General features: G+C 38.6%; 26 protein-coding genes. 7 read left to right on the top strand and 19 right to left on the bottom strand.

The window, feature by feature from the left end; all coding sequences use genetic code 11:
• Positions 1–26 precede the first annotated feature (26 nt).
• From ACTNB3_RS02755 to ACTNB3_RS02735, 5 genes are all read right to left on the bottom strand, one after another.
• The gene (locus tag ACTNB3_RS02755) at positions 27–251 is read right to left on the bottom strand and encodes an acyl carrier protein (RefSeq protein WP_441024461.1); all 225 of its coding nucleotides are present in this window, start codon (positions 249–251) and stop codon (positions 27–29) included.
• 11 nt (positions 252–262) lie between these two features.
• The gene (locus ACTNB3_RS02750) at positions 263–1,909 is read right to left on the bottom strand and encodes an AMP-binding protein (protein ID WP_441024460.1); all 1,647 of its coding nucleotides are present in this window, start codon (positions 1,907–1,909) and stop codon (positions 263–265) included.
• Position 1,910: 1 nt separating this feature from the next.
• A complete protein-coding gene (locus ACTNB3_RS02745) occupies positions 1,911–9,254 on the bottom strand; it encodes an amino acid adenylation domain-containing protein (RefSeq protein ID WP_441024459.1) in 7,344 nt (2,447 codons plus the stop codon).
• A 140-nt stretch (positions 9,255–9,394) separates the two neighbouring features.
• Positions 9,395–9,559 carry a hypothetical protein gene (locus ACTNB3_RS02740; protein ID WP_441024458.1) on the bottom strand — a complete coding sequence of 55 codons (165 nt, stop codon included), beginning with the start codon at positions 9,557–9,559 and terminating at the stop codon, positions 9,395–9,397.
• 385 nt (positions 9,560–9,944) lie between these two features.
• Positions 9,945–10,184: a hypothetical protein gene (locus ACTNB3_RS02735; protein ID WP_441024457.1), complete on the bottom strand. Its 240-nt coding sequence runs from the start codon at positions 10,182–10,184 to the stop codon at positions 9,945–9,947.
• Between the two features lie 296 nt (positions 10,185–10,480).
• On the opposite strand from ACTNB3_RS02735, the gene ACTNB3_RS02730 reads away from it, so the two are divergent.
• Positions 10,481–10,729, top strand: coding sequence for a hypothetical protein (locus ACTNB3_RS02730; RefSeq protein WP_441024456.1), 249 nt, complete (start codon positions 10,481–10,483; stop codon positions 10,727–10,729).
• A 65-nt stretch (positions 10,730–10,794) separates the two neighbouring features.
• Here the strand turns inward: ACTNB3_RS02730 and ACTNB3_RS02725 are convergent, their stop codons facing one another.
• The 4 genes from ACTNB3_RS02725 to ACTNB3_RS02710 form a co-directional block, all read right to left on the bottom strand.
• On the bottom strand, positions 10,795–10,998 hold the full coding sequence (locus ACTNB3_RS02725) for a hypothetical protein (RefSeq protein ID WP_441024455.1): 204 nt from the start codon (positions 10,996–10,998) through the stop codon (positions 10,795–10,797).
• Positions 10,999–11,019: 21 nt separating this feature from the next.
• Positions 11,020–11,607, bottom strand: a complete 588-nt coding sequence (locus tag ACTNB3_RS02720) for a zf-HC2 domain-containing protein (RefSeq protein WP_441024454.1) — start codon at positions 11,605–11,607, stop codon at positions 11,020–11,022.
• A complete protein-coding gene (locus ACTNB3_RS02715; protein ID WP_441024452.1) occupies positions 11,600–12,094 on the bottom strand; it encodes an RNA polymerase sigma factor in 495 nt (164 codons plus the stop codon). The genes ACTNB3_RS02720 and ACTNB3_RS02715 overlap by 8 nt, the downstream gene beginning before the upstream one ends.
• Before the next feature lie 260 nt (positions 12,095–12,354).
• Entirely contained in the window at positions 12,355–12,498 is a 144-nt protein-coding gene (locus tag ACTNB3_RS02710) for a hypothetical protein (protein WP_441024450.1), read from the bottom strand.
• A 565-nt stretch (positions 12,499–13,063) separates the two neighbouring features.
• Between ACTNB3_RS02710 and def the strand changes: the two genes are divergently transcribed.
• Positions 13,064–13,621, top strand: coding sequence for a peptide deformylase (gene def, locus ACTNB3_RS02705; protein ID WP_441024449.1), 558 nt, complete (start codon positions 13,064–13,066; stop codon positions 13,619–13,621).
• A gap of 43 nt (positions 13,622–13,664) precedes the next feature.
• Positions 13,665–14,465, top strand: a complete 801-nt coding sequence (locus tag ACTNB3_RS02700) for a hypothetical protein (protein ID WP_441024448.1) — start codon at positions 13,665–13,667, stop codon at positions 14,463–14,465.
• A 130-nt stretch (positions 14,466–14,595) separates the two neighbouring features.
• On the opposite strand, the gene ACTNB3_RS02695 is transcribed toward ACTNB3_RS02700, so the two are convergent.
• Complete coding sequence (locus ACTNB3_RS02695; RefSeq protein ID WP_441024534.1) at positions 14,596–15,174, bottom strand: zinc ribbon domain-containing protein; 579 nt, start codon at positions 15,172–15,174, stop codon at positions 14,596–14,598.
• A 338-nt stretch (positions 15,175–15,512) separates the two neighbouring features.
• Here ACTNB3_RS02695 and istA point away from each other — a divergent pair, with 338 nt between their 5' ends.
• A complete protein-coding gene (istA, locus tag ACTNB3_RS02690; RefSeq protein WP_441024447.1) occupies positions 15,513–16,994 on the top strand; it encodes an IS21 family transposase in 1,482 nt (493 codons plus the stop codon).
• A complete protein-coding gene (istB, locus tag ACTNB3_RS02685) occupies positions 16,991–17,773 on the top strand; it encodes an IS21-like element helper ATPase IstB (protein ID WP_441024446.1) in 783 nt (260 codons plus the stop codon). The genes istA and istB overlap by 4 nt, the downstream gene beginning before the upstream one ends.
• Before the next feature lie 164 nt (positions 17,774–17,937).
• On the opposite strand, the gene ACTNB3_RS02680 is transcribed toward istB, so the two are convergent.
• From ACTNB3_RS02680 to ACTNB3_RS02655, 6 genes are all read right to left on the bottom strand, one after another.
• Positions 17,938–18,321: a hypothetical protein gene (locus ACTNB3_RS02680; protein ID WP_441024445.1), complete on the bottom strand. Its 384-nt coding sequence runs from the start codon at positions 18,319–18,321 to the stop codon at positions 17,938–17,940.
• A 264-nt stretch (positions 18,322–18,585) separates the two neighbouring features.
• Positions 18,586–18,729 (bottom strand): hypothetical protein, encoded by a 144-nt coding sequence (locus ACTNB3_RS02675; protein WP_441024444.1) that lies wholly within the window; start codon positions 18,727–18,729, stop codon positions 18,586–18,588.
• Between the two features lie 102 nt (positions 18,730–18,831).
• A complete protein-coding gene (locus ACTNB3_RS02670; RefSeq protein WP_441024443.1) occupies positions 18,832–19,137 on the bottom strand; it encodes a hypothetical protein in 306 nt (101 codons plus the stop codon).
• The gene (locus tag ACTNB3_RS02665) at positions 19,134–19,754 is read right to left on the bottom strand and encodes a hypothetical protein (RefSeq protein WP_441024442.1); all 621 of its coding nucleotides are present in this window, start codon (positions 19,752–19,754) and stop codon (positions 19,134–19,136) included. The genes ACTNB3_RS02670 and ACTNB3_RS02665 overlap by 4 nt, the downstream gene beginning before the upstream one ends.
• Positions 19,755–19,759: 5 nt before the next feature.
• Positions 19,760–20,221, bottom strand: coding sequence for an RNA polymerase sigma factor (locus tag ACTNB3_RS02660; protein WP_441024440.1), 462 nt, complete (start codon positions 20,219–20,221; stop codon positions 19,760–19,762).
• Between the two features lie 214 nt (positions 20,222–20,435).
• Positions 20,436–20,573: a hypothetical protein gene (locus ACTNB3_RS02655; protein ID WP_173734030.1), complete on the bottom strand. Its 138-nt coding sequence runs from the start codon at positions 20,571–20,573 to the stop codon at positions 20,436–20,438.
• A gap of 315 nt (positions 20,574–20,888) precedes the next feature.
• On the opposite strand from ACTNB3_RS02655, the gene ACTNB3_RS02650 reads away from it, so the two are divergent.
• Positions 20,889–21,173 (top strand): transposase, encoded by a 285-nt coding sequence (locus ACTNB3_RS02650; RefSeq protein WP_441024439.1) that lies wholly within the window; start codon positions 20,889–20,891, stop codon positions 21,171–21,173.
• Positions 21,170–22,084, top strand: coding sequence for an IS3 family transposase (locus tag ACTNB3_RS02645; protein WP_441024438.1), 915 nt, complete (start codon positions 21,170–21,172; stop codon positions 22,082–22,084). The genes ACTNB3_RS02650 and ACTNB3_RS02645 overlap by 4 nt, the downstream gene beginning before the upstream one ends.
• Positions 22,085–22,401: 317 nt before the next feature.
• On the opposite strand, the gene ACTNB3_RS02640 is transcribed toward ACTNB3_RS02645, so the two are convergent.
• From ACTNB3_RS02640 to ACTNB3_RS02630, 3 genes are all read right to left on the bottom strand, one after another.
• Positions 22,402–23,667, bottom strand: a complete 1,266-nt coding sequence (locus ACTNB3_RS02640; protein ID WP_253292118.1) for an RES domain-containing protein — start codon at positions 23,665–23,667, stop codon at positions 22,402–22,404.
• A 472-nt stretch (positions 23,668–24,139) separates the two neighbouring features.
• Positions 24,140–25,543: a 23S rRNA (uracil(1939)-C(5))-methyltransferase RlmD gene (rlmD, locus tag ACTNB3_RS02635; protein WP_441024437.1), complete on the bottom strand. Its 1,404-nt coding sequence runs from the start codon at positions 25,541–25,543 to the stop codon at positions 24,140–24,142.
• 146 nt (positions 25,544–25,689) lie between these two features.
• On the bottom strand, positions 25,690–25,938 hold the full coding sequence (locus ACTNB3_RS02630) for a DUF4366 domain-containing protein (protein ID WP_427808535.1): 249 nt from the start codon (positions 25,936–25,938) through the stop codon (positions 25,690–25,692).
• Positions 25,939–26,010: the final 72 nt, after the last annotated feature.

Here is a 26,010-nt window from a genome sequence, read left to right as displayed (position 1 = left end):
ATTCTTCCTGTTCAAACAAATATGTCCTATACATATCTTTCCAGATATTCCACAATATTACCTACGGTAACCAGTTCCTTTATCTTCGAATCCGGTATCTCAATACCGAATTCTTCCTCAAACGCCACTACCACATTAATCACATCCAGAGAATTTAAGCCCAAGTCATTAACCAAACCTGAATCTTTTGTTATTTTCTCCTTCTCCAACAGTGTAAATTCCGATAAAATATCAATAACTCTTTCTAACATAATATATCCTCCTAATATCGTAAAATTTTCTTACTGGTATTCTTCGGGAATTCAGAGTCACGCAGTAAAATCTCTCCCACCTGTTTATAAATTGGGCGATTACGATTAACTTCACTGCGAATTCTATCAAAGTATTCCTGAACATCCACATCACTATCATTTTCCTTCAAATAATCTGTATCTGGATAAATCTCCGCAACTATCATTTGATTCCTCTCATATACAAGGACCTCCTGTATTGATTCATACTTTAAAAAGTCCGACTCTAATTCTTCCGGAGATACATTTTCTCCATTACTTAAAATAATCAGATTCTTTTTCCGTCCTGTTAATGTAAGAAATCCATCTTCATCAATAAAACCCAAATCTCCTGTGGCATACCATCCATCACTCAGCACTCCATTGGTTGCATTATCATCTTTATAATATCCCATCATAACAATAGATCCCTTGATGAAAACCTCACTATCTTCTCCGATACTCATATGAACACCGGGAACCGCCACTCCAACAGTTCCGTCTTTATGATAACGATTTCGATTCACAGCTGCGCAAGGTGCACATTCCGTGGTCCCATAGCCATTTAATATCTCTATTCCCCAGCTTCGAAATTTTTTGATATATTGAACGCCAAGAGGAGCCCCACCACAGATGATATACTCCGTTTCCCCGCCAAAAGCCTGACGAACTGAAGCAAATAATTTCTTTCTCAAATCCACACCAAACTTAAGCAGGAAATCACTTAACTTCATCATTCTTTTCAATAATTGCTCTTTTCCCTCTTTCTTTGCCGTTTCCCATATCTGCTTGTGAAAAGTTTCCACAAATAATGGTACAAGAAACATTGTCTGGGGCTTCGCTATCTGCAAATCTTTCTGAATCGTTTTCAGGCTTCTGTTTATGTAGATAGTATATCCGTAATGAAACACCATAAACACAGCAACTACCAGACCAAATGCATGGTGAAAAGGAAGAACCGCTATGGTGTTCCCCTCCAAAACAAATAACCGGCAACTGCTGTTGATGTCCTCTGCAATGTTTTCATGGCTTAACATAACACCTTTACTACTACCCGATGTACCGGAGGTAAACATAATGCAGCACATTTTCTTCCTGTCAATCTGATAATCTATAAATGAGCGATATCCTGATGCAAGCAGTTCTTTTCCTTTCTCAAGAAAACTTTCTAGATCTGCCATAGAGAATGCTTTGAAATCATTCGCATTCTCCTGTTCTTCGTTATGCGATAGCATTTCAATAGCATTTTCTGCCACCTCTCTGTATGACTTAGAATAAATGACTGCCTGTACATCTGCTTTAATAAGCAAGTTTCTTATTTCTTCTGCCGGCAGTTCCTTGTCAATAGGAACTGCCACAGCACCTCCGCATACAATCGCAAAAAAACACACTAACCATTCATAAGAATTTTCACCGATAACCGCAATATGCTTTTCCTGTAAATTCTGGTTATGTATCCAAGTTCCCAGCGCATTTACTTCATCATGAAATTCCCTATAAGTCTTCTTCACTATTTGATTCCGACCTTTTGAATAAGTAAATGCAATGTCATTCGGTTTTTGTTCCTTTTTCTGGATAATCATGTCTTTAATATCCCGTATCAAAGGAAGCTCATATAAATCGTAAGGTATATTTTTCATGCTATACCTCCAGATATCCGATTTCACGGAAATAATCTATATATCCCTTGATATATTCCATGTCTGTTTCATTCCACTCAAATCCAACTTTCTTAAGGAACCACAGGGTAAAATCATTTTTAATACGAATGTTACTGTCATATACCAGCTGCCCCTGCTCATCCATATCATTCTGGAATGCTTCAAAAATATACTCTGTATTACTTTGCTTAATCGTCTTTTGAAGAGCTTCATTAAATGCACTTCCACTTACAACTTCCATAGATATTCCAAGTTCATGTACCACTTTAAGGAATCTGTCAAAATAAATCACACGGTCACTATTCAGGTGAAAAACTGTCTGTTTGTCTGCGTATTGGGCAATCTTAACAATTCCCTCTGCGGTCTTATCAATTGGCGAAAACTCCGCATACAATTTCATAAGATAATCCGGGAATAATCCAAACTCCAGAATCGCCTTAACTCTTGTAAGAAAAGCGTTCTCCCTAAAATTTGGCTGGAATTTGTAATCCGATGCTCTATTTGTCAGATTACCTACTCTGATTACAAGCGCATCAAGTCCTTTAAGCATTGCATCGTATACTTTTCTTTCCGCTTCAAACTTGCTGTGGATATACACATTATCCAAAGGTTGTCCGATGTAAAACGAAGTCTCATAAAAGAATTTTTCTTCTTCTGAACGATATACGGTAAAATCATCTGCCATACTGTTTCCACTGACACTTAAGGTTGATATGTGGATCAGTTTTGCTCCAACCGCCTTAGCGTAGTCCACCACATGCCCGGTTCCCTCAGCATTTACTTTATGAAAATAGCTGTATGAACCGAAATGTTTTACGCTGGCTGCCGTATGGATCACAGTCTGTATATCGGATGGCATGCAATCTGCCAGTCCTTCACGCTCAATATCACCTACAACCGGAATAATTCTATGATTCCATTCTGATTCATACTTATCTCCAAAATAGTACCTAAGAATTTCTTGCAATCTGCCACGCCTGTCATCAGTTTTATTACTACGAATCAGACAATATATTTTGCCATTCTCCTCCTGCATCAGTCTGTCTAAAATGTGGGCACCAAGAAAACCGGTGGCACCTGTAAGCAAAATATTGCCAAGAGATTTTTTCTTCAAATTGATTGTATCATCCACCTCATTCTTATCAAAAATCTCTCTGTATTTATCAAAATCTTCTATTTTGAAATGCACTTTTTCTTCTACACCACCATTCAGGAAACTGCACATTTTCCTTACCGTTGGAAAATCAAATACATTCTGTAGTGCAAAATCAATTCCCATACTGTGAGCCTTGGCGACATATTCGATAGCTGTGAGACTATCTCCACCATATTCAAAGAAATCGTCTTCCACTCCCACTCTGTCTGTATGTAATAATTCCTTCAACAGATTACATAGTTTCATCTCCTGTTCTGTTTTCGGTGCTACATACTCACTTGTCTGTACCGTAAAATCAGGCAGCGGCAGATTTTTTCTGTCCGTTTTTCCACTTGCCGTCATTGGCATCACATCTAACTTCACGAAATAATTGGGAACCATGTACTTTGGAAGCTTCAATGATAAATGGCTTCGCAGTTCTTTCTCATCTATTTTTCCTTCGGCAGTGTAATATCCCACAAGATACTGTCTGTTATTCTCATCTCTCTTATCCGCCACAGCCGTAAGCTGGATTCCTGTAAAACTGCTCATAACACTTTCAATCTCACCAAGCTCTATACGAAGTCCACGGATTTTTACCTGGGTGTCAATTCGTCCCAGATATTCAATTTCTCCGTCCGCTCTCCACCTTGCAAGGTCACCGGTATGGTACATAACCTTACCGTGGTGATTTTCTTCCGTAGCAAATGGATTTGGCACAAACTTCTCTGCTGTCAGCTTCGATCTGTTAAGGTATCCCATACCAACGCCATCCCCGGCTATACATAGTTCACCTGCCACACCGATTGGCAGGATGTTACCGTCCTTGTCAAGAATGTAGATTTGGGTATTGGCAATTGGAGAACCGATGGTGATGTCTGCTTTACCCCAATTTTTTTCATCTTTCATTTCTTTATTTGTTGACCACACAGTTGTTTCAGCCGGACCGTATATATTGAATACTCTCGCCCTTGAACATGAGGCTATATCCTGATACAATTCCTCCGGAAGTGCTTCTCCGCCCAGTATAATAGTCTTTAATTCTGAAAAATACTGCAGATTCCCACAATCCAGCATATAGCTTTTCATTTTCGTAGGTGTGGTTTGTATTACATCTATCCTATTATGTCTAATTAGTTTTGAGAGTTTATTCTGTGAGGCTATCTCCTCATCATTTGCCATATACACAGTAAGCCCATTTACAAGGGGGAGTAGACTCTCAGTAACAAAAATGTCAAAAACAATATTTGTTACTGATACAATACTTTCATTGCCTTCTGAAATAACCTTATGACACACATTATTATTATTATTATTATGGCAATAGTTTGAGACATTCCTATGGTTCACAGCAACTCCCTTCGGTTGTCCTGTTGATCCGGATGTAAATATGACGTAGCATGTGTCTTCTGCCTCATTTCTATTCTCAATTGGTGACTGTCTATCAAAGTAGTTTACCTCATCAAGAGAAATCTTCTCTATTCTTTTTTTGTTATTGAAATCCTCTGAATTGATTGAACATTCATATGTAAGCACCATATTTACATCTGCTGTTTCAAACATATAGTTCATTCGCTCTGACGGGAATTCCGGTGACACCGGCATATACGCTCCCCCAGCCTTCAATATTCCTAACATTGCCACAATCACATGCCAGCTTCTTTTTGCAATGATAGGTACCACATCATTTGTCTTCACACCCTTTTCTCTCAGATAATATGCCAATGAATTAGACATTTCATCCAACTGCCTATAGGTAAATTTCTCATCCTCAAATACCAATGCAATCCTGTTCGGAGTTTTTTCAGCCTGCTCAGTGAAGAGTTCATGAATACATTTGTCCTTTGGATATTCCACATAGGTGTCATTGAATTCTTCCAATACCTTGTGATATTCCTCAGATGACATTACTTCTATATCAGCTACATTCTCTTTATCTAACTGCAACAGAATTCTGAAATAGGCATCCATTAACCTGTCCATCAAAGCTTCATCATATTTTTCACAGTTATATTCTAATCTGGCTTTCATACCATCTTCACATGGTGTCAGTTCCATCATCAATTCAAATTTTGCCATATGTGTAGATACCAGCTCCGGAATTAGTTTTTGTCCGTTAATGTTTATGCTCTTTTCTCCATCTGCCTGATATACAAATGAGGTGTTTACGACACCTTTATCGGTCATACCAACCGCATCAGCTATTGATGCAAATGGTAATTCCTGATGTTCAAACAAACCAAGCAGCAGTGCTTGGGCTTCCTGCATATATTCTGTAACTGTTCCATTGACACTCAAATACACCGGAAGTGTATTTACAAACATACCTGCCATATCCTTTGTATCAGCATGAATACGGTTCTTTAAGACAATGCTGCTTAATACATTTTTATTTCCACTATATTTTGACAGAAGAATTCCATATGCTCCCCAAAATACCATTGTATCAGTGAGATTATGTCTTTTTCCATAATCTCTGGCTATCGCTACTATTTCTTTCGTTATCTGATATACTTTTGAATTTCCCCCTTCTCCGGGTTGCTTTGTTTCCGGAAGTACCACCGGTTCAAAATCACATTTCAACTGTTCCCTAAAATAGTCTGCGTGCCTTGTCATGTCCTGACTATAGAAATATTCTGCATAATCCGCATAACTGATTTGTTCATCCTGTACTTCCATTCCTTCATATTCTTTTAGAATGTCACTAAGAATAATATTCAATGTTTCTCCATCCGAAACAATGTGGTGCATATCAAAAAGCAACTCTTTTTCTGTAAATCCAACTCTAACTAGTGGTGCTTTTGACAAATCAAAAGGTCTTACAAATTTATCTGCATCCTCTGTATTATATTTTTCAAAACAGATTTTTGCATCATAATCATATACACCAACAATTTCATCACCCTCGGGCTTTATATAGCTCATCAAAATTTTGTGATGCTTGATTGCATTAAGAATACTCTCTTTTAGTTTTGCGATATCTACACCTTCCGGAAACAAAACACGCGCCGGCATATTATAAAGCAGCGAATCCGGTGACTTGCTATGAGCGGCATAGATGGCTTTCTGCTGTGGGAGAAGAGTATATGTGTTTTTGCCTGTTATAGGTATTCGTACCATATTATCGGCGTTTTCAACACATTGTGCCAACTGCTCCAATGTAGTATGCTCCATGATATCCTTCATGCTTACTTCTGAATGAAATGTATCTGCAATCTCATTCAACATAGTAATTGCAAGCAGACTGTCTCCTCCCAGCTCAAAGAAATCATCTGTTTTACCTACTTGCTCAATATGTAATAAGCTCTGCAAGATCGCGGCAAGCTTCTTCTCAATATCTGTCTCCGGTGCCACGTATTCATTTATCTGTACCGTAAAGTCAGGCAACGGCAGATTCTTTCTGTCGGTTTTTCCACTTGCCGTCATTGGCATCACATCTAACTTCACAAAATAATTCGGCACCATGTACTTTGGAAGTTTTGATGATAAATGGCTTCGCAGTTCTTTCTCATCAATTTCTCCTTCGGCGGTGTAATATCCTACAAGATACTGTCTGTTATTCTCATCTCTCTTGTCCGCTACAGCCGTAAGCTGGATTCCCGCGAAACTGCTCATCACACTTTCAATCTCGCCAAGTTCTATACGAAGTCCACGGATTTTCACCTGGGTGTCGATGCGTCCCAGATATTCGATTTCTCCATCCGCTCTCCACCTTGCAAGGTCACCGGTATGGTACATAACTTTGCCATGATGATTTTCTTCCGTGGCAAATGGATTTGGCACAAACTTCTCTGCTGTCAGCTCCGGTCTGTTCAGATATCCCATACCTACGCCATCCCCGGCTATGCACAATTCTCCTGCCACGCCGATTGGCAGGATGTTCCCATCTTTGTCAAGGATATAGATTTGCGTGTTGGCGATTGGGGAGCCGATGGTGATATCTGACTTAAAGTCACCATCCACATTCCAGACACTGCATTCACTGGGGCCCAGTGGATTGTAAATCTTTGCCTCGCTAATTATTCTTATCTGCTGGAGAAGCGAATCTGAAAGAGCTTCTCCAGCAGATACAACTAATTGTATCTGCTGGAAATAGCTGTCTTCCGCTTCACCCTTTGTATATATTTCCAGTCTTGTAGGTGTAGTCTCAATGATATTTACATCATTTACAACCACCAGTTCTTTGAACAGTTTCTTATTGCTACTTTCCTCATCATTCGCCAATACTACCATCCAACCATGTGCAAGTGGCAATAATGTCTCTGCAATAAAAAAGTCAAAGGATATTGTATTAACACTGACAACAGTTCTGTGTTCCAACTTCTCTGCATATGGAACGATATTGTTGTTTGCACAGAAATTCGACACACCCATATGCTTTAACACACATCCTTTTGGTCTTCCTGTGCTTCCTGATGTGTATATCACATAACAAGGTGCATCAGGGCTGACTTTTACCGGCATTTCCAATACATCTTTAAAACCATAGTTTTTCAGATTAATGTATTTTACATTCCATTCACTTCCTAATTCTTTATCCGTGATTACTAGTTCCACATTGCAATCCTTAAGCATATATTCGATTCTATCATTCGGATACCGATGGTCAATAGGTAGAAAAACTCCTCCTGCCTTTAATACTGCAAGCTGGGATATCACAGTATAAGCAGTTCTGTCTAAATAAGCTCCTACTACTTTTCCTTTCTCAACTCCTTGTGAAATAAGCCATTGTGCAAGTGAGTTTGTTTTTTCATCAAGTTCCCTGTATGTAAATTTTTCTTTTCCTGCGATAAGTGCAATCCTATCCGGCGTTTTTGCAGCCTGCTCCGTAAAGAGTTCATGAATACATTTGTCCTTTGGATATTCCACATAGGTGTCATTGAATTCTTCTAATACCATTGTTTTCTCTGTATGCGGAATAATATCTATCTCTTTCACTGATGTTATTTTGGCTTCAGTTATCTGCTTTAGAATATATTCCAATCGTTCAATAATATATGCAACTTCTCTTTCATCTTTGAATACAGCACTCTGATAATCCACATTGATGGTGTGACTGCTATGCTTATCTCGATTATCTATATGAATTACAAATGGCACCTCACTATAACCATTCGAATACCATTTCGTATCTGCTCCCGTGTCGGTCTTGGCATTTTGATAGCTAATCATGACATCATACAGATTTCCGGAAAAATTCTGCTTTTCTCTGAGATTTTTAAGAATGTCTGCATATGGATATTTCTGATGCCTGAATATATCCATATGTCCTTTTGTAATCTGTCCTGCAAACTCTTCTACAGTCATATCCGGCATTATATTAACAGTCAGAGGCATAGTGGATACAAACATTCCGGCAATCTTCTTTTCTTTCGCATTGCTGCGGTTCAATACCGGAACACCAATTGTTATAGACTTGTTCTCCTGATTAATCTGAGACAGATAGATAATTAGTGCTGTTTCAAACAAAACAGCAGGTGTTACCGGATTAGTCTTACAATAATCCTCTAGTGCGTGCTCTAATTCAGAGGATAGGACTTTCGTAATTCGTTTTGCCTCAATACTCTCTGTATTAGATGAAGATATTTTTATGATACTTTTTTCCGGTCTTGTAGCATACTTTTCTTCCCAATAGAGTTTATCTTTCTTATAGCGGTCAGATAGAAGATAATTTTTTTCTGCATGTATATATTCTGTATAATTGCTTTCTAATAATACACTCTCTTCTCCTTCTGCCAGATTATGATATGCCGCATCCACCTGATTAGCCATAAGACTAAATGTCCACGCATCTGATATCAAATGACTTAACACTACCAGTACACCACTTTTACCTTCTACCTCAATTATCATAAAACGATACAAAAACTTGTCTGTAAGTTTGATTGGCTCCTTTGCATATTTTTCTGCATACCGGTCAAACTCCTCCATAGAAGCAAATGTCATATCAGGAATATCTTCATTGATTTTCTCCGAAACATACTGCATTTCTTCATCATTTTCAGAGAAACACAGACGAATCCCACTATGATTTCTAATAAATATACATAGTGCCTGTTTCAATAAGAAATTATCCCTCTTTTCATTATAAAAGATTGCCCCACATAAATTAGATACTGCTGTATCGTCATAATATTTTTGCAGGTTCCATATATTTTTCTGTGGTGTTGTTAAGTGAAAATATTCCATTTTAGCCTCCGTACACATAATCTATTTTTATTTATCTCTTTTGCAATCTATACATTGCAATTATATCTTCAAAATAATTTAAAATCAATGTAAATGCAATTTATTTATTGCAAATCTTCGTACCCCATTCCTTTTGCAAATCAAAGAACTGTAGGCTGACTTACCCTGGCCTTCTCGGCTAATTCCGTCAGCGTCATGTCATCCAATTCTTCTTCACAATACAGAAGATAATCAGCCACTTTTCTTTCAGAAGGTCTTAGTTTCCTGTAATTTCTTGTAATTTCCCATTCTAATATATTCGTCATCTTCCATTCCTTCTTTGTAGAAAATCTACAGATTCCTTTCCTTCTTAACTGACAATGCTCCAGAATAATACCTCATATCCCTTAAGAAAAAATTGTATTTTTTTAAATGTTTTCTCTAATGTTATTTTAACACACCAAAATTTCTTGTATTTTAAAATATATGTAAAATCCACATAAATTTGAAATAAAACTACAGATCTTTTATCTGTTCCTTTAGGTATTCCTCGGCGTACTTGATGTGAAGTACGTGTCATGCTCTAACATAATTAACCTTAAGCAGTGTACGAATATACTGTGACAATAACTATTTACCTCTCTTTTTCCCACCTAAAAACGTGCAATTATCCTTTTAAGATAATTGCACGCTTTAGTTTCAAACATACGACTAATCCAAGTAATGTCCCACCGGAGAGGTATTATATTGTTTCTTAATCTCAATAATAACAGAACCATCAGCCTGTGTTTCCTCTGAAAGAATCTTGTACTGCGTCTTATTCTTATCAAACGAATCCTTGTATTTCTTTACCTCCTCGGTAATAAGTTTTTTCGCATATTCCTGTCCGACATCCTCCTTCAGCAAGAAATGTAATGTTTGTGTAATGCACGCTGCCTTTACTCCTTTCATTATCTCTACCTGCCTTTATTTATTGGTTGAACATGTTTACATAGGATATTATAAATGAAAAAAATTGATTTCGTAAGCAAAATTTATTATTCATTGTGCATTTCATCGTTTTTACCACTGTATACCTATATTATATTTGGTATTTTTGCACATATTTTTTCATCCTAATTCATGGACATGATGTAGGGGTCAAAAGGTATTTCGCCCCCTACATCATGACATGTTTAAAAAAACATATCAGCGAAAGTAACCAAATGAACCAGCCTGAGTTTTTATATGAAATATTTGAGGATTTTATGGACAGCTCAGAAAGCATAGATTTTTCTTTTGACAATGGGCTGGTCTGCCGGTGGATGACAGGACAGGCGAAGATCAGTCCCAAAATCTGCTCTTACTATGCAAGACCAAGCAAACAGGAAAAACTGGCCGAAACGCTGCAGCATAATCTTATGCCATTAATGACCGACTGTAACAAAGCACTGCAGGATACCACAATCTCCGAAGCAAAAAAAGAAAAAGCCGGCATCACTTTACAAGCCCCTTGATTCACGGTTTCTTTTTCTGGCAAAACTGATCTCCTTTGGTATATGTCTATATATTGGAACTGGGATTATTTCATCATATTGTTAATCACAAAAGGCAAACGGTGAGTAGCAACTTCCCCTGTTCTACCAATGGCGTAATCGATACCAGCAGAAATCAGGCCAAAGCCAATCAAAACAGCACCGACTATAATGAAAAACTTTGTCTTGTTCTTGATACCATAAATCAGCATTGCTACACCAATCAGAATAAGTATAATATTCATAATCATATCATTTCCTCCAATGTAATCTTATTGATTTAGTACAGTCGTTTTTAATGTATCCCCTGATACACCATCAATCAGAATTTCAAAAGCAGGATAATCTGCCTCACCAGGAACAGGGTATTCAACATTTACTTTGTAAACCATTGTGGAAAACTCCTTATCCTCCACAAGCTCCACAGCAACCACAGGCTCAATAGCATCATAATCAGCATCAGGAAAATCATCTGTGTGAAAAGCGATATACGCTTTTGCTTTTAAAGAAGCCTGATAAACGGCATCCCCTTCCGTAAGAAGCGGTTTTCCGTTCAGTAGGTTCTTTGTATCACTTAGGAAGAAAAGTACAAAAACTGCACATATAACAAGAACTGAGATAACTGCTGTCTGTATTATTTTGCGCGTTAATACCTTTCTCATTTTTTCAAAAGGTTTTGTACCGCTTAACTGTTCACTGGTACTTATTGGAATTTGAAGAGAACCTTTCATATTTTCCATTACTTTTCTACATTCTTCACAGGTTGAAATATGTTCATTTACCAAATCCACCGATGATTTACTTGCAACATCATCTACACACAATGGAATCAAATCTCTAATAATTTCACACTCATTCATGTTCTATATCCTCCATTCGTTTCTTAATCTGATTTTTGGCGCGATAAAATGTAACTCTTGCCCAGCTGTCACTTTTCCCGAATAAGATGCCAATCTTCTGAAAATCCAATTCACCAAACACACGCAGGTAAAAGACTTCTTTATATGGCTCATCCATTGAGTGAAGAAATTGGTGTATAATAAATGCAGTCTCTTTATCTTCTAATTCGTCTGTAAAGCAGACCAAATCCCGATTTGCACTTGTTTCATCCATCTTAGAAAAATGGATATTCTTTTCTTTCCGATATTTTGAAAAATATGTATTCTTCGCTATTGTAAATAACCAGGCTCTAATATCTTTCTTACCATCAAAGGACTTAATAGAAGCTATAGCCTTAGTAAATGTTTCTTGGGTAATATCTTCCGCTTCGTCAGGCTTTTTAACCAGACTTAACACATAGCGATAGACATCTCGATATAACTCGTCGTACATTGATTCAAAGTCCATTGCTATCCTCCTTTCACTAGATTAACGCATGAAGTAACTGAACGTTACAAAATTATTGAAACATTACTCTTCTAGCTTATTACCCTAAAACAAACAGAATACCGTCACAAGTGTAATGACGGTATTCTAATTATTCTGAATAAGCCTCGTATATGCTATCATAGCATGACAAAATGCTTTAATGCATTCATGATTGCATTACGTTTTTCCTCCGAGCACTGCGGCTGTCTTGAATTGTCTGATTTTGCTTTATTATAATTTTATCTTTCAATAATCCCGCATTCGCGCTTCACCTGAGCAATATACAGATTGCTTACCTGTAATCCGGTCTGTTCCAGCACGTATGCTTTAATTTCTTCATATGTGGCCTTAGCCTCCGCAGAAGTCACATCCAGCTCGTCCATATCTACCTTCAATCAATGGTATTCTTTGCTTCAGAAAGTTTGGACAATAAGCATGCCGTCTCTACATGGCACGAGAGGATAGGAAGTACGTCAAATACAATCTCACTCCGTCCGACTTAATCCACCGCCACTTTTGTTGCTGTCGTAGTAGCCGGAAACATATCTATTTTTACGCTAATTCCCTTTTTAAATGTGCAAACAATAACTCTTATTTCATAATATAGCAAATTACTATTTTTTGCAATTGCCCTCTTTTAAGCTAACACCCTTAGATTACATTTTTTATTTCTGAAAGATATTATTCTTGTAATTTTTCCATCTGTATCCCCTCATCAGCTTTCATATCGGATTCAAATTTCAGTTTGAACCTCTTAACTTCAAACTTTTAACTAAAATCTGGCTCCAGCGTTAAAGCATAACAGTGTATTTACTCAAGATGTCTATAGTCTTAAATGCTCCACCTACTGATATTTCACTAATTTTTCATCATGCAAATATATAAACCGTTAGTCTTGCATAATGCGACAAATTTTGGTATAATTTTGCAATAGGAGGTGTATATAGAATGGCTATTTTACCAGTAATTCAATTGTATCAACCAAATATCTTTTGCCCTGGTTCTTGTTTGCGCTTAGAATGTGATGATGTTTCAGATACTGAATTCTCAGACGAATGGTTTCATCAGCTTATAAAAGATATGTTTGAAACCCTATATGCTGGTAGTTCTGGAGTAGGTCTTTCCGCGAACCAGGTAGGGGTATTAAAAAAAATTTCCGTTATTGATTTAGCTCGTGATGCAAAGAAACCTTTAGTTCTTGTAAATCCCAAAATTACTCCATTATCGGAGGATAAGGTCGAAAGCGCAGAAGTATGCTTAAGTTTTCCTGGCATTTCAGCAACTGTACAAAGGTATCGAAAAATTAAAATTTCATATCAAGATATTAACGGTGATCATCAAGAACTTACTGCTGAAGGCTTTAAGTCAAATGTATATCAACATGAGATATCTCATCTTTATGGAAAAGCCCATGTTGATATGGTTGATAAAGATTCTGATATCGAAAGTTATGTAGGTACCCCTGTTAGAAAAGCAAATATGGCTTACTCAAAAAGTATAAAATAATCTTTTTTGAAAGAATAACGATAAGGCTAAAGGGGAGATTCCTATGAAAAAAGCTATTGAAGCAATTGGTATTATCTCAGGATTAATAACCATAATCGAATGGGTGAAGAATTGGATATCTGGAACTAATCTTTTCTCTCCTTTAGGTATCGGATGTTTATCAACATGTATTTTTTGCCTTTTTTTGTTAGTACTTTTTTACAGAAAAAAGACTCGTTATACAATATACAAATATGTTAGTCATTACTTTCGCAGACCCAATTTACCTTATTATTTGAGTGAAAAAGAGATTGTATACACCTATAAGTCTTTACAAGAAATGCGTTATCAAAAGAAAATAACTCTTATTGCTAAAGTTGATGGTCTTTCAAGTTTTAAAGGAAAATTCAGATGGTCGAAACCGCAAGAACTTTCAAAATATAAGGTTTTATGCCTATCACCGCATAATAAGCTTACTCTAGGCCGTGATACAACATGGAACACATATACTGTAGAATTTGCTCCAGCACCAAAGGGGGGCAAACGAGTTGTCGATATTTTGATTGACGATTTAAAAGATCCAAATAGAGAAGCGATTCCTTTCTGCAGTGCAAGTATCGTTGAACATACCGAAATGCTTCGTATTAAAATAGATTTGGAAGATAATCTTCAATTTGACCTTGATAGCATTAGATTTTCAGTATATAATAATGCTGCATCGACTTTTCCAATTTTAGAAGATGCCTATTCAACTTCGGGTAAACGCTCGATTATAGAATGTGATAGAGAAGGAAAACATTTATCTATCACAGAAAAATTTCCGGTATTTGGTTATAAATATCAAATTTCGTGGAATTTTAAATAAAGATGCGCGTAGACTATTTCTAACCCCAATATAAGGAGTAATTAGCATGGATGAAGAATAATTAAGTCATAAAAAGCCTTGCCATAGGAATTTCCAATGACAAGGCTTTTTATATAAAATAAGTAGACCCCTATCCTATCACGTCCACCGTCATGCTCGATTTGAATTCTACCTCAAACCGCTCATCGTAGACTGTAATCTTTTCAACCAGCCGCCGCACAAGCTGCTCATCATACTCCAAGACCTCCGTTGCCTGACTGTCCAAAAATTCCCGCATCTCGGCAATCCGCTTTTTCACCCCCTCCCGCTCGGCACTCTCTGTCAGCGCCTTCTGTTTCAGTTCCCGCAGGTGATCTATCTCATCTGCCACGCTGTTATAATCCTTTTTGGAATTTGCCCTCCGCAGCAGTTCCTTTTGCAATTCCTCCAGCCTTGCTTCAATGTTTTCTGCCGAGGATTCATCTCCTTGCCGAATGACCGCCTCCACGTTCTCCTGCAGGGCAGCCATCATACTGTCTCTGTTCCCAAGTGCCGTATTGATAGCCTTTATCACCGCTGCCTGCAGTTCTGATTCCTGAATGGTCGGGGCATCACATTTTTCAGGGCCATGCTCCACACGGGTACAGCACCGCCACACGATAGAGTGTTTGCCTCGGTTGTTCCATGCAATCCTGCGGTAAATGTCACCGCATTTCGGGCAATAGACAATGCTGGATAATGCATATTTACTGCTGTAGACCCTTTTCTTCCGCTGTGGATATTACGATGCGGCGGAGCCGCCTGTCCGGTGTGGCGAAGTTCTTCCGCAATTGCCCGTATTATCCATTTGACAATATAAGCTTTGCGGCTAATAACTCCTTGCCACAACGGCCATACATGGTACGTTTTATCATTGTATATAGTAAAATAAAAATACCTCAAATCGGAAAGTAAAATTCCCAAATATCGGATTGGGAATTTCCCAAAATAAAGCAGGACATCTTGAACCACTTAACCAATACCATTATCCTTTGGTAGAGACCAATCTATTCAAAGGAGGAAAGGAAGATGCTCAAAATGTCCCAAATCAATCATATCAGAGATTTGAGTAAATGTGGATACAATGTTTCTGAAATTCATAGAAAAACAGGGGCTGACCACAAAACAATTGAAAAATATCTTGCAAAGGAGGACTTTTCAGAAGAACCTCCTAAACGAAAAGTTCGAAAATCCATCCTCGATCCGTACAAACCGCTTATTCATGAGTGGATAGAAGAAGATAAAAATCATTGGAGCAAACAACATCATACCGCAAAACGGATCTATGACCGGCTTGTAGCAGAGGAGGGATATACCGGAAGCTATGACACGATCCGCAAATATGTCCATGGGATCCGGAAAGACAGACAGCAGAAAGCAACTCAGGAACTCGTATGGCTTCCGGGTTTTGCAGAAGTCGATTTTGGGGAAGCAGATTTTTATGAGGAAAATATCTGCAGACGCAGAAAATATCTTGTCCTTTCATTTCCATACAGTAATGATGGATATGCGCAGGTATTTGGCGGCGAAACTGCTGAATGTGTATGCCAGGGGCTGCAGGATATTTTCGAATACATAGGCGGTGTCCCAGAAGAATTAGTCTTCGACAATGCAACCGGTGTAGGCCGTAAGATCCATGATAAAGTTGTAGAAACGGAATTATTTTCCCGGTTTCGTGCCCACTATGGTTTTCGGATTCGTTTTTGTAATCCAAGATCAGGATGGGAAAAAGGAAATGTGGAAAACAAAGTAGGTACGATACGAAGAAATATTTTTGTCCCGATCCCCCATTACCACGATATGGTCAGCTATAATAAACAGCTTCTGGATGAACATTTGAAGAAAGCTGCTGAAATGCACTACAAAAAGGGAGAGGTCATTGCGGAACTATTTGAAGAGGACAAACGCCATTTCTCTTCCCTGCCATCAAAACGTTTCAACGTATGCAGATACGATGAATTTAAATGTGATGGGGATGGGAAAATCTGCATGGAAGGAAAGCATTTCTACTCTACAAGACCGGAAAATCATGGTGAGAAAGTATGGGTGGGTATCCGAGCTCATTTCATCGAAATACTCAATCCAGATGGTACAATCCTTGTACGTCACAAGAGGGAATACGGTGACGCAAGGACAGATACCTCTGATTACAGCACAACGCTTGAAGTACTCTCCCGAAATTCCGGGGCATGGAGAAACAGCGGCGTCCGAGCAGATGCATCGGAGATACTGCGTGATTATCTGGATTCCTTACCAAAGCCGGAATTAAAGGCGGGATTGCGACTGCTAAACGAAGTTGCCCATGAGTATGGATATGAAGCCTCTTTAAAAGCAATGGAAATGGCTGCAAAGAATGGAAATGTCAACAAAAGCGATGTTACTGTTCTGGCAGCCCGTATTACAGGATATGGGATTGAAACGCCTCCGGAAAATGGACCAAACCTGAGTACATATGATGAACTATTCATATATGGTCAAAATAGGTTATCCAAGGAGGTGCATGCATCATGATCACAGCAAAACAACAGGCAGAAACAGATCAGGCAATTGTGGAAGCCTGCAAAAAACTATTTTTTACTACAGCGATCCCTGAAATGTGCAAAACAGAAGGAACCCCCAAGCAGATAGAGTATCTTAAAGATGCTCTTCTGCGTGAGCTGGCCAGGCGTGAGGAAAACAAAAAGGCAAGGCTTATCAAGCGTGCACATTTTCCTGTTTACAAAGCATTTGATGGATATTCGTATAAACAGGTGCAGCTTCCACCAGCACTCACAAAAGAAGAACTGGAAAATGTCAGTTTTATAAATCAGAAGCAGAATCTCGTGCTGTATGGACCTGTAGGAGTTGGAAAAACACATATGGCGATAGCTGCAGGTATCAAAGCCTGTATGTTGGGATATAAAACAAGATTTTATACGGTAACAGAGCTTGTATTAAAACTCGCAGAAGCACGGAAGAATGGTACGCTTGAGCGACTGCGTAACGATCTGAACAATCAGGATCTGCTTATTCTTGATGAATGGGGATATGTGCCAGTAGACAGAGACGGATCAGAGTTGTTGTTTCAGGTGATTTCAGACAGTTATGAAAGTAAAAGCATGATTTTAACTACAAATCTGGAATTCTCTAAATGGGGAAGCATATTTACTGATGAACAGATGGCTGCTGCAATGATTGATCGTCTGGTACATCATGGACATTTGATCCTCTTTTCAGGGAAGAGCTACAGAATGGAACACGCACTTATGCGACAGACTGCACCACAATCATATGAAAATGTCTCCTGCTGATATCTTGGAATATCCCATTCCTAAAGTTGGGAATTTTACTTTCCTATTTTTAGGAAAAACACTTGACGAAATACACTCATTCCTCCTCATTAGGTGCGCTAAAGCAATATACCAAAATTGCTTTAACACTCGTAACGCCAAATTATTAGTTGTTGTTTTTTACATCATACATACGTATACTTATATACCAATCGGGAGCACCCTCGTTTTGGCGGATATTTGCATACTCCCAACTGCATATACATAATCAAATTTCCCTGGGAATCATAAATATAATTTTTTCCTCCATATACATCCGCATATGGTCCCGTTGGGTAACAATCATGCTCAGCTTTTACAACATACTTAACAGAAGATCTCTCTTTTAAATAGTCATTGACATCTTGGCATACATCTGCTCGGATTTCTGAAAGTTCTTCAGATGTATATTCTTCTAATACTTTGTCATTGAACACTACAGTAATTGCATTATCTGCATTGATTTCTTCTAAAATAGCATCTTGTTCGTCTAATGAATAACAAGTCTTAACTACATCACAAAACTCCACCCTATATCGCTGTTTGCAGATTGCCAGCCTAAACGGCCACCTGTGCCATATTAGGCGGACAGTGTGAGACATAATCGGCGGCCAGCCATCAAGCATTATTCCACGGTGTGCTTGACATGAGCCTCTACCGCTCATGATTCATTGGCAAAGCCTGGAAACCGCGTCAGAGACGGATTTGCCAGGGCTAAACAGCCTATCATGAGCTACTCATGTAAAGCACCTTTCGCGGCATAAGACTTGATGGCTTGAAATTTAACTGTCCGCTTATTGTGTCTCTGACTGGCCGGAAAATGTGGCCCAGCTGTCCGCAAAAACTGGCCATATGCACTGTTCTTTAGCCATGGCATTTATCGGGAATAATGATACTAAACATCCTGCAAGAATAACACTGATGAATTTTTTCTTCATAATCTACCCCCTTTGCTGCATGTGAATACGCAAACTGCCAAAAGAAAGGCTCTTTAAAGCAGCACAACAACATTTACAAACAATGGCTCTTTTAGTATATACTCAACATTCATAGGCATTGATTTTATCATGTCCATAAAGAGCAGTCTCAACCTGATTGCACGGAATATGTGAACAGGAGCCATTTAAGGCTGTCTCATTAATAATACCCTGTTCTTTATCCTCCCCAACCTGTTCCATAAGAGACTCTGCCATTTCTTCTGTTACGCTAACTGCCTCTCCATCTTCATTAAAAAATGAAATCTCTACTTTTTCAATTTCCTTCTCCGCTGCTGATACACTCAATGCTGGTACTAAAATAAGCACACATGCTAATAATATACTCCATGTTTTTTTGATTGTTCTCATACTTTTCCTCCATTTTCATTATTTTTTAACATTTCAACACTACACTGTTCACCTTTCTTTTCCAATATCAATGTAACTCTCTCGATTATTTTTCCGTTACCGTTACATACTTCGATATTTAATATTGAACTGTCGGTTTCTGGTATTTTAATTACATTACCATCCTGATCTCTGAAATTCATACTATTCATTCCATCCGGTATCCAAAAAATTTTATTTCCATCTCTGAAAATGTTATCAGCGTTTAAGTTTTCTTTGTTTTCTATGGTATAATAACGGCTTCCTTCTTTCACATTTATTTCCAAAACATATCCATATCCTAAGGGAGTTTTTTGTTTTTCCAGATTCACTTTCTCATTTAGTTCTAACTGCACCATTTCATTTCCGGTTGATGCATAAACGGTCAATTCGGGAGATTGTAGAAAGTACGTTGTGAGGAACACTATTATCATAGCAAAAGCCACTGCCGCTATACGATATTGTGTTCTCATAAAGTTTTTCTTTCTCCTTTGAGATTCAATTTTCATTTTATATGCGTTAAAAAGTTTCCTCTCATCCTGTTCTGATAATGCGATATCATCCGCCAGTTTTGACAAATTCTCTATCTTTTTTTCCATCTTATCTACTCACTTTCATATTTTTCTTTTAATCTTTTTCTTGCCCGTTCTAATTTCTTCTTTATTGCATTTTCTGTAACTTTCAACATACTCGCAATTTCCCGGCAAGAATAACCTTCTATATAATAAAGAATAAGCACCTCTTTATCCTTTGTATTTAAAGCCATCAACGCATCCATAATTCCTGTTTCTTCAGATGTATGATAATTCAATGCAAGTGTTTCGTATTCTACCGTCGGATGCATTCTTCTAAAGCGAAGCATATTTTTACAAATGTTAATATTAACCCTTGTCAACCATGCTTTTTCATGGCTCTCATCCTTAAAATCCATTTTCGTATCCAAATACCTTAGAAACGACTCCTGCACTGAATCATAAGCATCCTGTTCGTTGCACAACATAATAATTGATACTTTATACAGTAGTTTACAATATTTTTCAAAGACCTGATCAGCATCTCTCTTCATCTGTTTTTCTCCTTCGTATATATCACACACATAGGGTACAAATGGTGACACTCAATTAAATTTTTCTTTTCTCTTGTTCTTTCATTATACCAGGCATCTTAAAAACAGCCATGCTTATCTCGCTCCGGCATTCACAAACAAAAAATCCCCGCTCCCCAGGACAACATCCTGGACAACGGGAAAAAAATCCTCGACCTTCTATTCTCTTTTACACTTAGATCTCCGTCACATTTTTAACGGTAAATCGGATGTCCTCTTTATCATATACCATCACATAATCCAACAGCATATACCAGATATCCTCATGGAATTCTGTGACAGTTTCCGGCTTATCCTGTTCTGCAAAAAACATTTCGCTCTCAGCCTCTTGTACCTGCTTTTCATTAATTGTGTTACCCACCAAATTCCTAAAAATCCGCCTTCTCATCAAAATGCACCCTTATCGTTTTTTGAGTAGGGATAATCGTTAAAAATGCACCCTCAACGCTCAAAGGGTGCATTGTATCAATTTATAGTACGCAAGCCAGTGTGAGATGGTACGCCAATAACTATCTATATATTCTTGCCTTGCTGTTAGAATATAAATAGTACAAGCCAAAATGAGAATTCCGGAATACAAATAAGGATATGCATGATACAATGAGTACGTGCTGAAGGAGGATCTCATATGGCTAAACAACATGATAAACAGTTCAAACTTGATGCTGTCCAGTACTACGAAGACCACAAGGACTTAGGAGTACGTGGATGTGCTGAAAATCTTGGTATCGGATACAGCACTTTAACCAAGTGGTTGAAAGACTTCCGGGAATCAGGCGATATCCCTGTTCGTGGTTCTGGCAACTATGCCTCTGATGAACAGAAAGAAATCGCCCGCCTTAAGCGTGAATTGCGCGACGCCCAAGATGCGCTTGATGTATTAAAAAAAGCCATCAACATTCTGGGAAAATGACAGAAGCCATTTATCTCGAAGTGTCTGAGAAGGCGGAAACTGCCAGGAAGGCTGGACGCCAGGTTTCCGTCTCTGGAATGTTGAAATTCTTAGGTGTCTCAAGGTCAGGCTACAACGCATGGCTGCATCATGTTCCATCTGATACAGAAAAGCGTCGTGAAGCTGTAAAATCCAGGATTCAGGATATTTATGATGATTCCAAACAGAACTACGGAGCTCCAAAGATTACTGCAGAACTACGTAAAAGTGGGAAAACGATATCCGAAAGAACTGTTGGCACATATATGCGCCAGATGGGAATCCGGGCTCAATGGAGCAAACCCTGGACTATCACAACCAAAGATTCTGATTTCAGCACAGAATTACAGAATATCCTGGATGAACAGTTTAATCCTGACCGCCCGAATGCAGTATGGTGTTCGGACATCACCTATATCTGGACGATAGATGACTTCGTCTATCTGACCAGTATCATGGATTTATATTCCAGAAAAATCATCGCATGGACACTTTCAGAAACGCTGGAAGTATCCTGTGTTATTGATACTATAAATAAGGCCAAAGCCCGTCGAAAAATCAATCAGCCGCTGATCATTCATTCGGATCGAGGCAGCCAATACGTTGCGAAAGAATACAAAAAGGCAACTGCGAAAATGCAGCGCAGCTATTCGAAAAAGGCATATCCGTGGGATAATGCATGTATCGAATCCTTTCATTCTATCATTAAACGTGAATGGCTGAATCGTTTTAAAATCCGCGATTACAAGCAGGCGTATCGTTTAGTTTTCGAATATCTGGAAGCGTTTTATAATACCAAACGAATCCACAGTCATTGCAACTATATGTCACCAGATGAATTCGAACGATTATATGAAAGAACCCACAGGGAAGCGGAGCTTATGGCAAGTTAAAATGGGGAAATTTCTCATTTTAACTTGTACTAAATCTTGACAGAAGACCACCTCCTCTAACTCGCAAGCCATATTGGGTGTCCAGATTGGTACAATTTTTGAATGGATGCTATCGTTTTTACGTTTACCGCAAACGCCATGAACGACTTTCTGAGATTTCCGCTTTGATATCCACCAAGAACTAAGACAACTTTGAGTGCTAGAGTTATCGCTCCATCCACAAGGCTATATTTTGACCGTTATTTCAATTCATAATATTTAGATCGGAACATCTTTTTTGTTACATTTCAATTTCATAAGCAAACCATAAATTATTCTTATAACATTCTCCTTTCTATCACGTTGCCAGCTTTTCCATCATTTAAAACATCAATCACCTCAATATAGCTTAAATCAAAGCATTTTGTAAACGACTGTAAAATAGGAAGCATATCAGATAAATATGGATCACCAAATGGATACGGGTACGCATCGTGAATATGTTCTGTATCTGGTCCGCAAAAGAATACATAACTTTTTCCTTCACTAACACTACTTTTAAAACATATTCCATCATAATGTTTGCTTCTCAAATATTCTGCGATTACTTGTGTCGCAACATAATCGTAAGAGTGATCTTCCACTTTATCGTCAACTGGCATTGTGATTTCATTCACAAAACTTTTTAAAAATGAAGATATCCACCGCCCATCATGATTATAATCATCTTCAAAAATACTTCCTGCCCAATAAAAAGAACTTCTTGAAAAGTCAATAATCTGTAACGAATCCTTTAATTTAAACTCAGCTACAACTGCCCTTTTCCCATTAAGACGACACTCAGCAAACGCAGTGTCCTTGTCTCCTGCAACATATAAATATGATATTCCTGCAGGGCTCATTCTATTTGTCTTTGCTTTATTATATGGTGCGGGACCCATCTCTTTATATGGATCTATTCCAGTGATATCCTTAATGGAATCATCCTGCTCTCTCGCACGATAGAATATCGTACCTATATCGATATCCGTAATAAAATCATAAAGATATGTGTTTATTTTTTCCAAGCATTTGTTGCGAATTTCAAGACCATCTACATCGAAAAATCTATTGTAATGTTTAATTGTATGCTTAAATAACTCCCAGTTATAATATATTTGCGTTGCCTCTAAACCATATAAATCATCTTTAACTACAAAACATTCTATATCAATATCATAAAAAGGATTATAAGCCCCATCCTTTTGCTCTTCATATGATAATAACCCTAAAAATAATTCATCAAGCAGCGCATCACTGTCTGTAATATCTGCAAATACCTCCTCTTCCATCAATATTTCTCTAACTGAATATACTGTTGCCTCTTTTCCATCTGGTCCTAAATACATTTCGTCTTCACTATCGTACATAGCCCCGGTGCCTTCATCAATATATTCATATGCTTTTTCTAAACATGAACACATATACTCCCCTAATGTTCTTGGTGATATTAGTGATACATTATGCGAACCACAATATTCGCACTCTCCCACAATACTACTATTCTCCTGAATAAATTTTTTAATCGCTTCGTTTGAAAAACATTCCTCACAACAATATGACATATCTAAATCTCCCCTCTTTTACAGTCAACAATAGCAACCTTCTTGATGGCTTTTATTCCATTCTTCCTAACTTATCACACTCTTTCTATTCTTTTTATTTTACCTCTAAAAGCGTATCATCTCAACTCTCTCACCATCACCGATATCTTTTGCGAATAATACATCTGCAAAATTTCTTCATATTCCCGTTCTTGCTCCCACACAACTATCAAAAACGGTACCTCATATTGCTACAAGGTGCCAAATCTCCCATTTTTTGCTTCAAATTATCATTCCGTCAACTCGACCTGCAAATATCCAACCTGTCTACTCAACCTACCCATTTTGCAAGCTGTCAACTCAACCCTCCGTCATTTTTTCATGTAGATATGTTTCCCCTAACAGCAAACTTCTCATTTTTCGGTCGTGTTACCCTGTGTCCAAAATCCGCTTCACCTCGGAAATCCCTTGTTTTCAAGCCTTTTTCGTACATCTACTTCTCGACTTTTGACATCAACACGACACTCTCAACATGATAAGTCCCAGGAAAAAGGTCCACGCACCCAATCCGTTCCACCTGATACCCTCTCCCCTGCAGCATTTCCAGATCTCTCGCCACACTGGTCGGCTTACATGCGATATAAACCATCTTCTCCACGCCAAAATCAATGATCTTCTCCAGCGCCTTCGGGTGCACGCCGTCTCTGGGCGGATCCAGCACGATCAGATCCGGCACTTCCCCGAGGTCATCGATCACCTTCAGCACATCGCCTGCCCAGAAGGTACAGTTATCGAGCCCGTTCATTTTCGCATTTTCCTTTGCCGCTTCCACTGCTTCTTCCACGATCTCCACACCAACAACTTTTTTTGCAACCGGCGCAAGGATCTGGGCAATGGTGCCGGTTCCGCTGTAGAGGTCGAAAATCACCTTATCTTTCGTCTCACCGATATAATCTCTTACCTTTTCATACAGCACTTCCGCTCCCAGGGAGTTGGTCTGGAAGAAGGAAAATGGTGTGATCTTGAACTTAAGTCCCAGGAGTTCTTCGTAAAAATAATCCTGCCCATACAATATTTCCGTTCCTTCATCTTTCACGACATCCGCCAGGCTGTCATTTTTCGTATGAAGAATTCCGGCTATCGTCCCGTCCAGTTCAAGGGCTGTCAGGCAATTCACCAGTCCCCTTTTATCCAGTTCATACTCTGTCGTTGTCACAAGATCGATCAGGATTTCCCCTGTCTTTACCGCTTTTCTGACCAGTAGGTGGCGATAGAATCCTACATGACGCATGCGGTGGTAGTATGGAAGGCCTGTCCCTGCGGCAAATTCCAGCACGGCGGCAAGGATTTTCCGGTAATCTTCATCTACGATCCGGCATCCGGTCACAGGGACAATGTCATGAAAGCTTCCCCGTTTATGCATTCCAAGTGCAAGCGGACCGTCTTTGTACTCATCTCCGAAGGAGAATTCCATCTTGTTCCGGTATGCTTCCCGCACCGGGCTTTCTGCGACGCCTTCCCAGATATAGTCTCCATTTACCGCTGAATCCATCATGTTTTTAATCTGTGTCGCTTTTAAGCGGATCTGTTCTTCGTAGGGGAGATTCTGATACGTGCAGCCTCCGCAGCCTTTTTGAAAATCGTCTCCTTCTGCAGATGGCATCTGGCAGAAATGTGGGCACATCGGTTCTATCTCAATCGGGGACGGTTCCAGTACCTGAAGGAGTCTTCCTTCTGCCTGCCCTTTGCGGATTTTATTCACTGCAAAGCTCACCTTCTGTCCTGGCAATGTGTTTTTAACAATCACGTTTTTCTCTTCCCCATCTATTCTTGCAATCCCTTTATTTGGAAATTCTACTTTTTCAATCATTCCTTCCAGAATCTGTCCTTTTTTCATCGTACACCTCTAAAAATACTATTCTATTCTAATATACTTGTTCTAATCAACAATGCAAATTTCTTGGCATAAGCAAAGCTCAGGCATGGCAAAAAACAAGACAGGAACCTTTCTCTCAATTCCTGCCTCGCTTTACTCTTTTCAACTTACTGTACTTCATCCTCGTCACTGAAGAAATCTTCATCGAAGTCATCGTCGAAATCTTCATCGAAATCTTCAAGATAATCCGGGGTAAAGAAACAATATACTGCATATGCGATTGCTGCAACTGCTGCGACTGCTCCTACAATAGCCAGAACCCAGAGAATCGTCTTCTGAGCCTTATCCTCTTCCTCTTTCTTGTGGATTAAGTCATTCAATTTTGTTGTAGCAAGCATTTCTTCTATTCTGCTCATGCCTTCACATCCTTTCTGCCATTCACTCAGAGTTCTTACACTGAGTATCATACGCTCATCAATATGAAATTA

The sequence above is a fragment of the Bariatricus sp. HCP28S3_D3 genome, assembly GCF_052065755.1.
Lineage (GTDB): Bacteria > Bacillota > Clostridia > Lachnospirales > Lachnospiraceae > Allocoprococcus.
This window is presented reverse-complemented; position numbering and strand designations above follow the sequence as displayed.

What these genes read in the sequence shown, in the direction of transcription:
- ACTNB3_RS02640 (WP_253292118.1), bottom strand. Translation starts at nt 23,667, where the DNA reads ATGTCATATTGTTGTGAGGAATGTTTTTCAAACGAAGCGATTAAAAAA.
- ACTNB3_RS02645 (WP_441024438.1), top strand. Translation starts at nt 21,170, where the DNA reads ATGACAGAAGCCATTTATCTCGAAGTGTCTGAGAAGGCGGAAACTGCC.
- ACTNB3_RS02630 (WP_427808535.1), bottom strand. Translation starts at nt 25,938, where the DNA reads ATGAGCAGAATAGAAGAAATGCTTGCTACAACAAAATTGAATGACTTA.
- ACTNB3_RS02655 (WP_173734030.1), bottom strand. Translation starts at nt 20,573, where the DNA reads ATGTTTTTTGCAGAACAGGATAAGCCGGAAACTGTCACAGAATTCCAT.
- ACTNB3_RS02750 (WP_441024460.1), bottom strand. Translation starts at nt 1,909, where the DNA reads ATGAAAAATATACCTTACGATTTATATGAGCTTCCTTTGATACGGGAT.
- ACTNB3_RS02710 (WP_441024450.1), bottom strand. Translation starts at nt 12,498, where the DNA reads ATGGACGAGCTGGATGTGACTTCTGCGGAGGCTAAGGCCACATATGAA.
- ACTNB3_RS02700 (WP_441024448.1), top strand. Translation starts at nt 13,665, where the DNA reads ATGAAAAAAGCTATTGAAGCAATTGGTATTATCTCAGGATTAATAACC.
- ACTNB3_RS02720 (WP_441024454.1), bottom strand. Translation starts at nt 11,607, where the DNA reads ATGAATGAGTGTGAAATTATTAGAGATTTGATTCCATTGTGTGTAGAT.
- ACTNB3_RS02650 (WP_441024439.1), top strand. Translation starts at nt 20,889, where the DNA reads ATGGCTAAACAACATGATAAACAGTTCAAACTTGATGCTGTCCAGTAC.
- istB (WP_441024446.1), top strand. Translation starts at nt 16,991, where the DNA reads ATGATCACAGCAAAACAACAGGCAGAAACAGATCAGGCAATTGTGGAA.
- ACTNB3_RS02745 (WP_441024459.1), bottom strand. Translation starts at nt 9,254, where the DNA reads ATGGAATATTTTCACTTAACAACACCACAGAAAAATATATGGAACCTG.
- ACTNB3_RS02665 (WP_441024442.1), bottom strand. Translation starts at nt 19,754, where the DNA reads ATGGAAAAAAAGATAGAGAATTTGTCAAAACTGGCGGATGATATCGCA.
- ACTNB3_RS02740 (WP_441024458.1), bottom strand. Translation starts at nt 9,559, where the DNA reads ATGACGAATATATTAGAATGGGAAATTACAAGAAATTACAGGAAACTA.
- ACTNB3_RS02730 (WP_441024456.1), top strand. Translation starts at nt 10,481, where the DNA reads ATGGACAGCTCAGAAAGCATAGATTTTTCTTTTGACAATGGGCTGGTC.
- ACTNB3_RS02755 (WP_441024461.1), bottom strand. Translation starts at nt 251, where the DNA reads ATGTTAGAAAGAGTTATTGATATTTTATCGGAATTTACACTGTTGGAG.
- ACTNB3_RS02675 (WP_441024444.1), bottom strand. Translation starts at nt 18,729, where the DNA reads ATGAAGAAAAAATTCATCAGTGTTATTCTTGCAGGATGTTTAGTATCA.
- ACTNB3_RS02715 (WP_441024452.1), bottom strand. Translation starts at nt 12,094, where the DNA reads ATGGACTTTGAATCAATGTACGACGAGTTATATCGAGATGTCTATCGC.
- ACTNB3_RS02725 (WP_441024455.1), bottom strand. Translation starts at nt 10,998, where the DNA reads ATGATTATGAATATTATACTTATTCTGATTGGTGTAGCAATGCTGATT.
- def (WP_441024449.1), top strand. Translation starts at nt 13,064, where the DNA reads ATGGCTATTTTACCAGTAATTCAATTGTATCAACCAAATATCTTTTGC.
- ACTNB3_RS02735 (WP_441024457.1), bottom strand. Translation starts at nt 10,184, where the DNA reads ATGAAAGGAGTAAAGGCAGCGTGCATTACACAAACATTACATTTCTTG.
- ACTNB3_RS02670 (WP_441024443.1), bottom strand. Translation starts at nt 19,137, where the DNA reads ATGAGAACAATCAAAAAAACATGGAGTATATTATTAGCATGTGTGCTT.
- rlmD (WP_441024437.1), bottom strand. Translation starts at nt 25,543, where the DNA reads ATGAAAAAAGGACAGATTCTGGAAGGAATGATTGAAAAAGTAGAATTT.
- ACTNB3_RS02660 (WP_441024440.1), bottom strand. Translation starts at nt 20,221, where the DNA reads ATGAAGAGAGATGCTGATCAGGTCTTTGAAAAATATTGTAAACTACTG.
- istA (WP_441024447.1), top strand. Translation starts at nt 15,513, where the DNA reads ATGCTCAAAATGTCCCAAATCAATCATATCAGAGATTTGAGTAAATGT.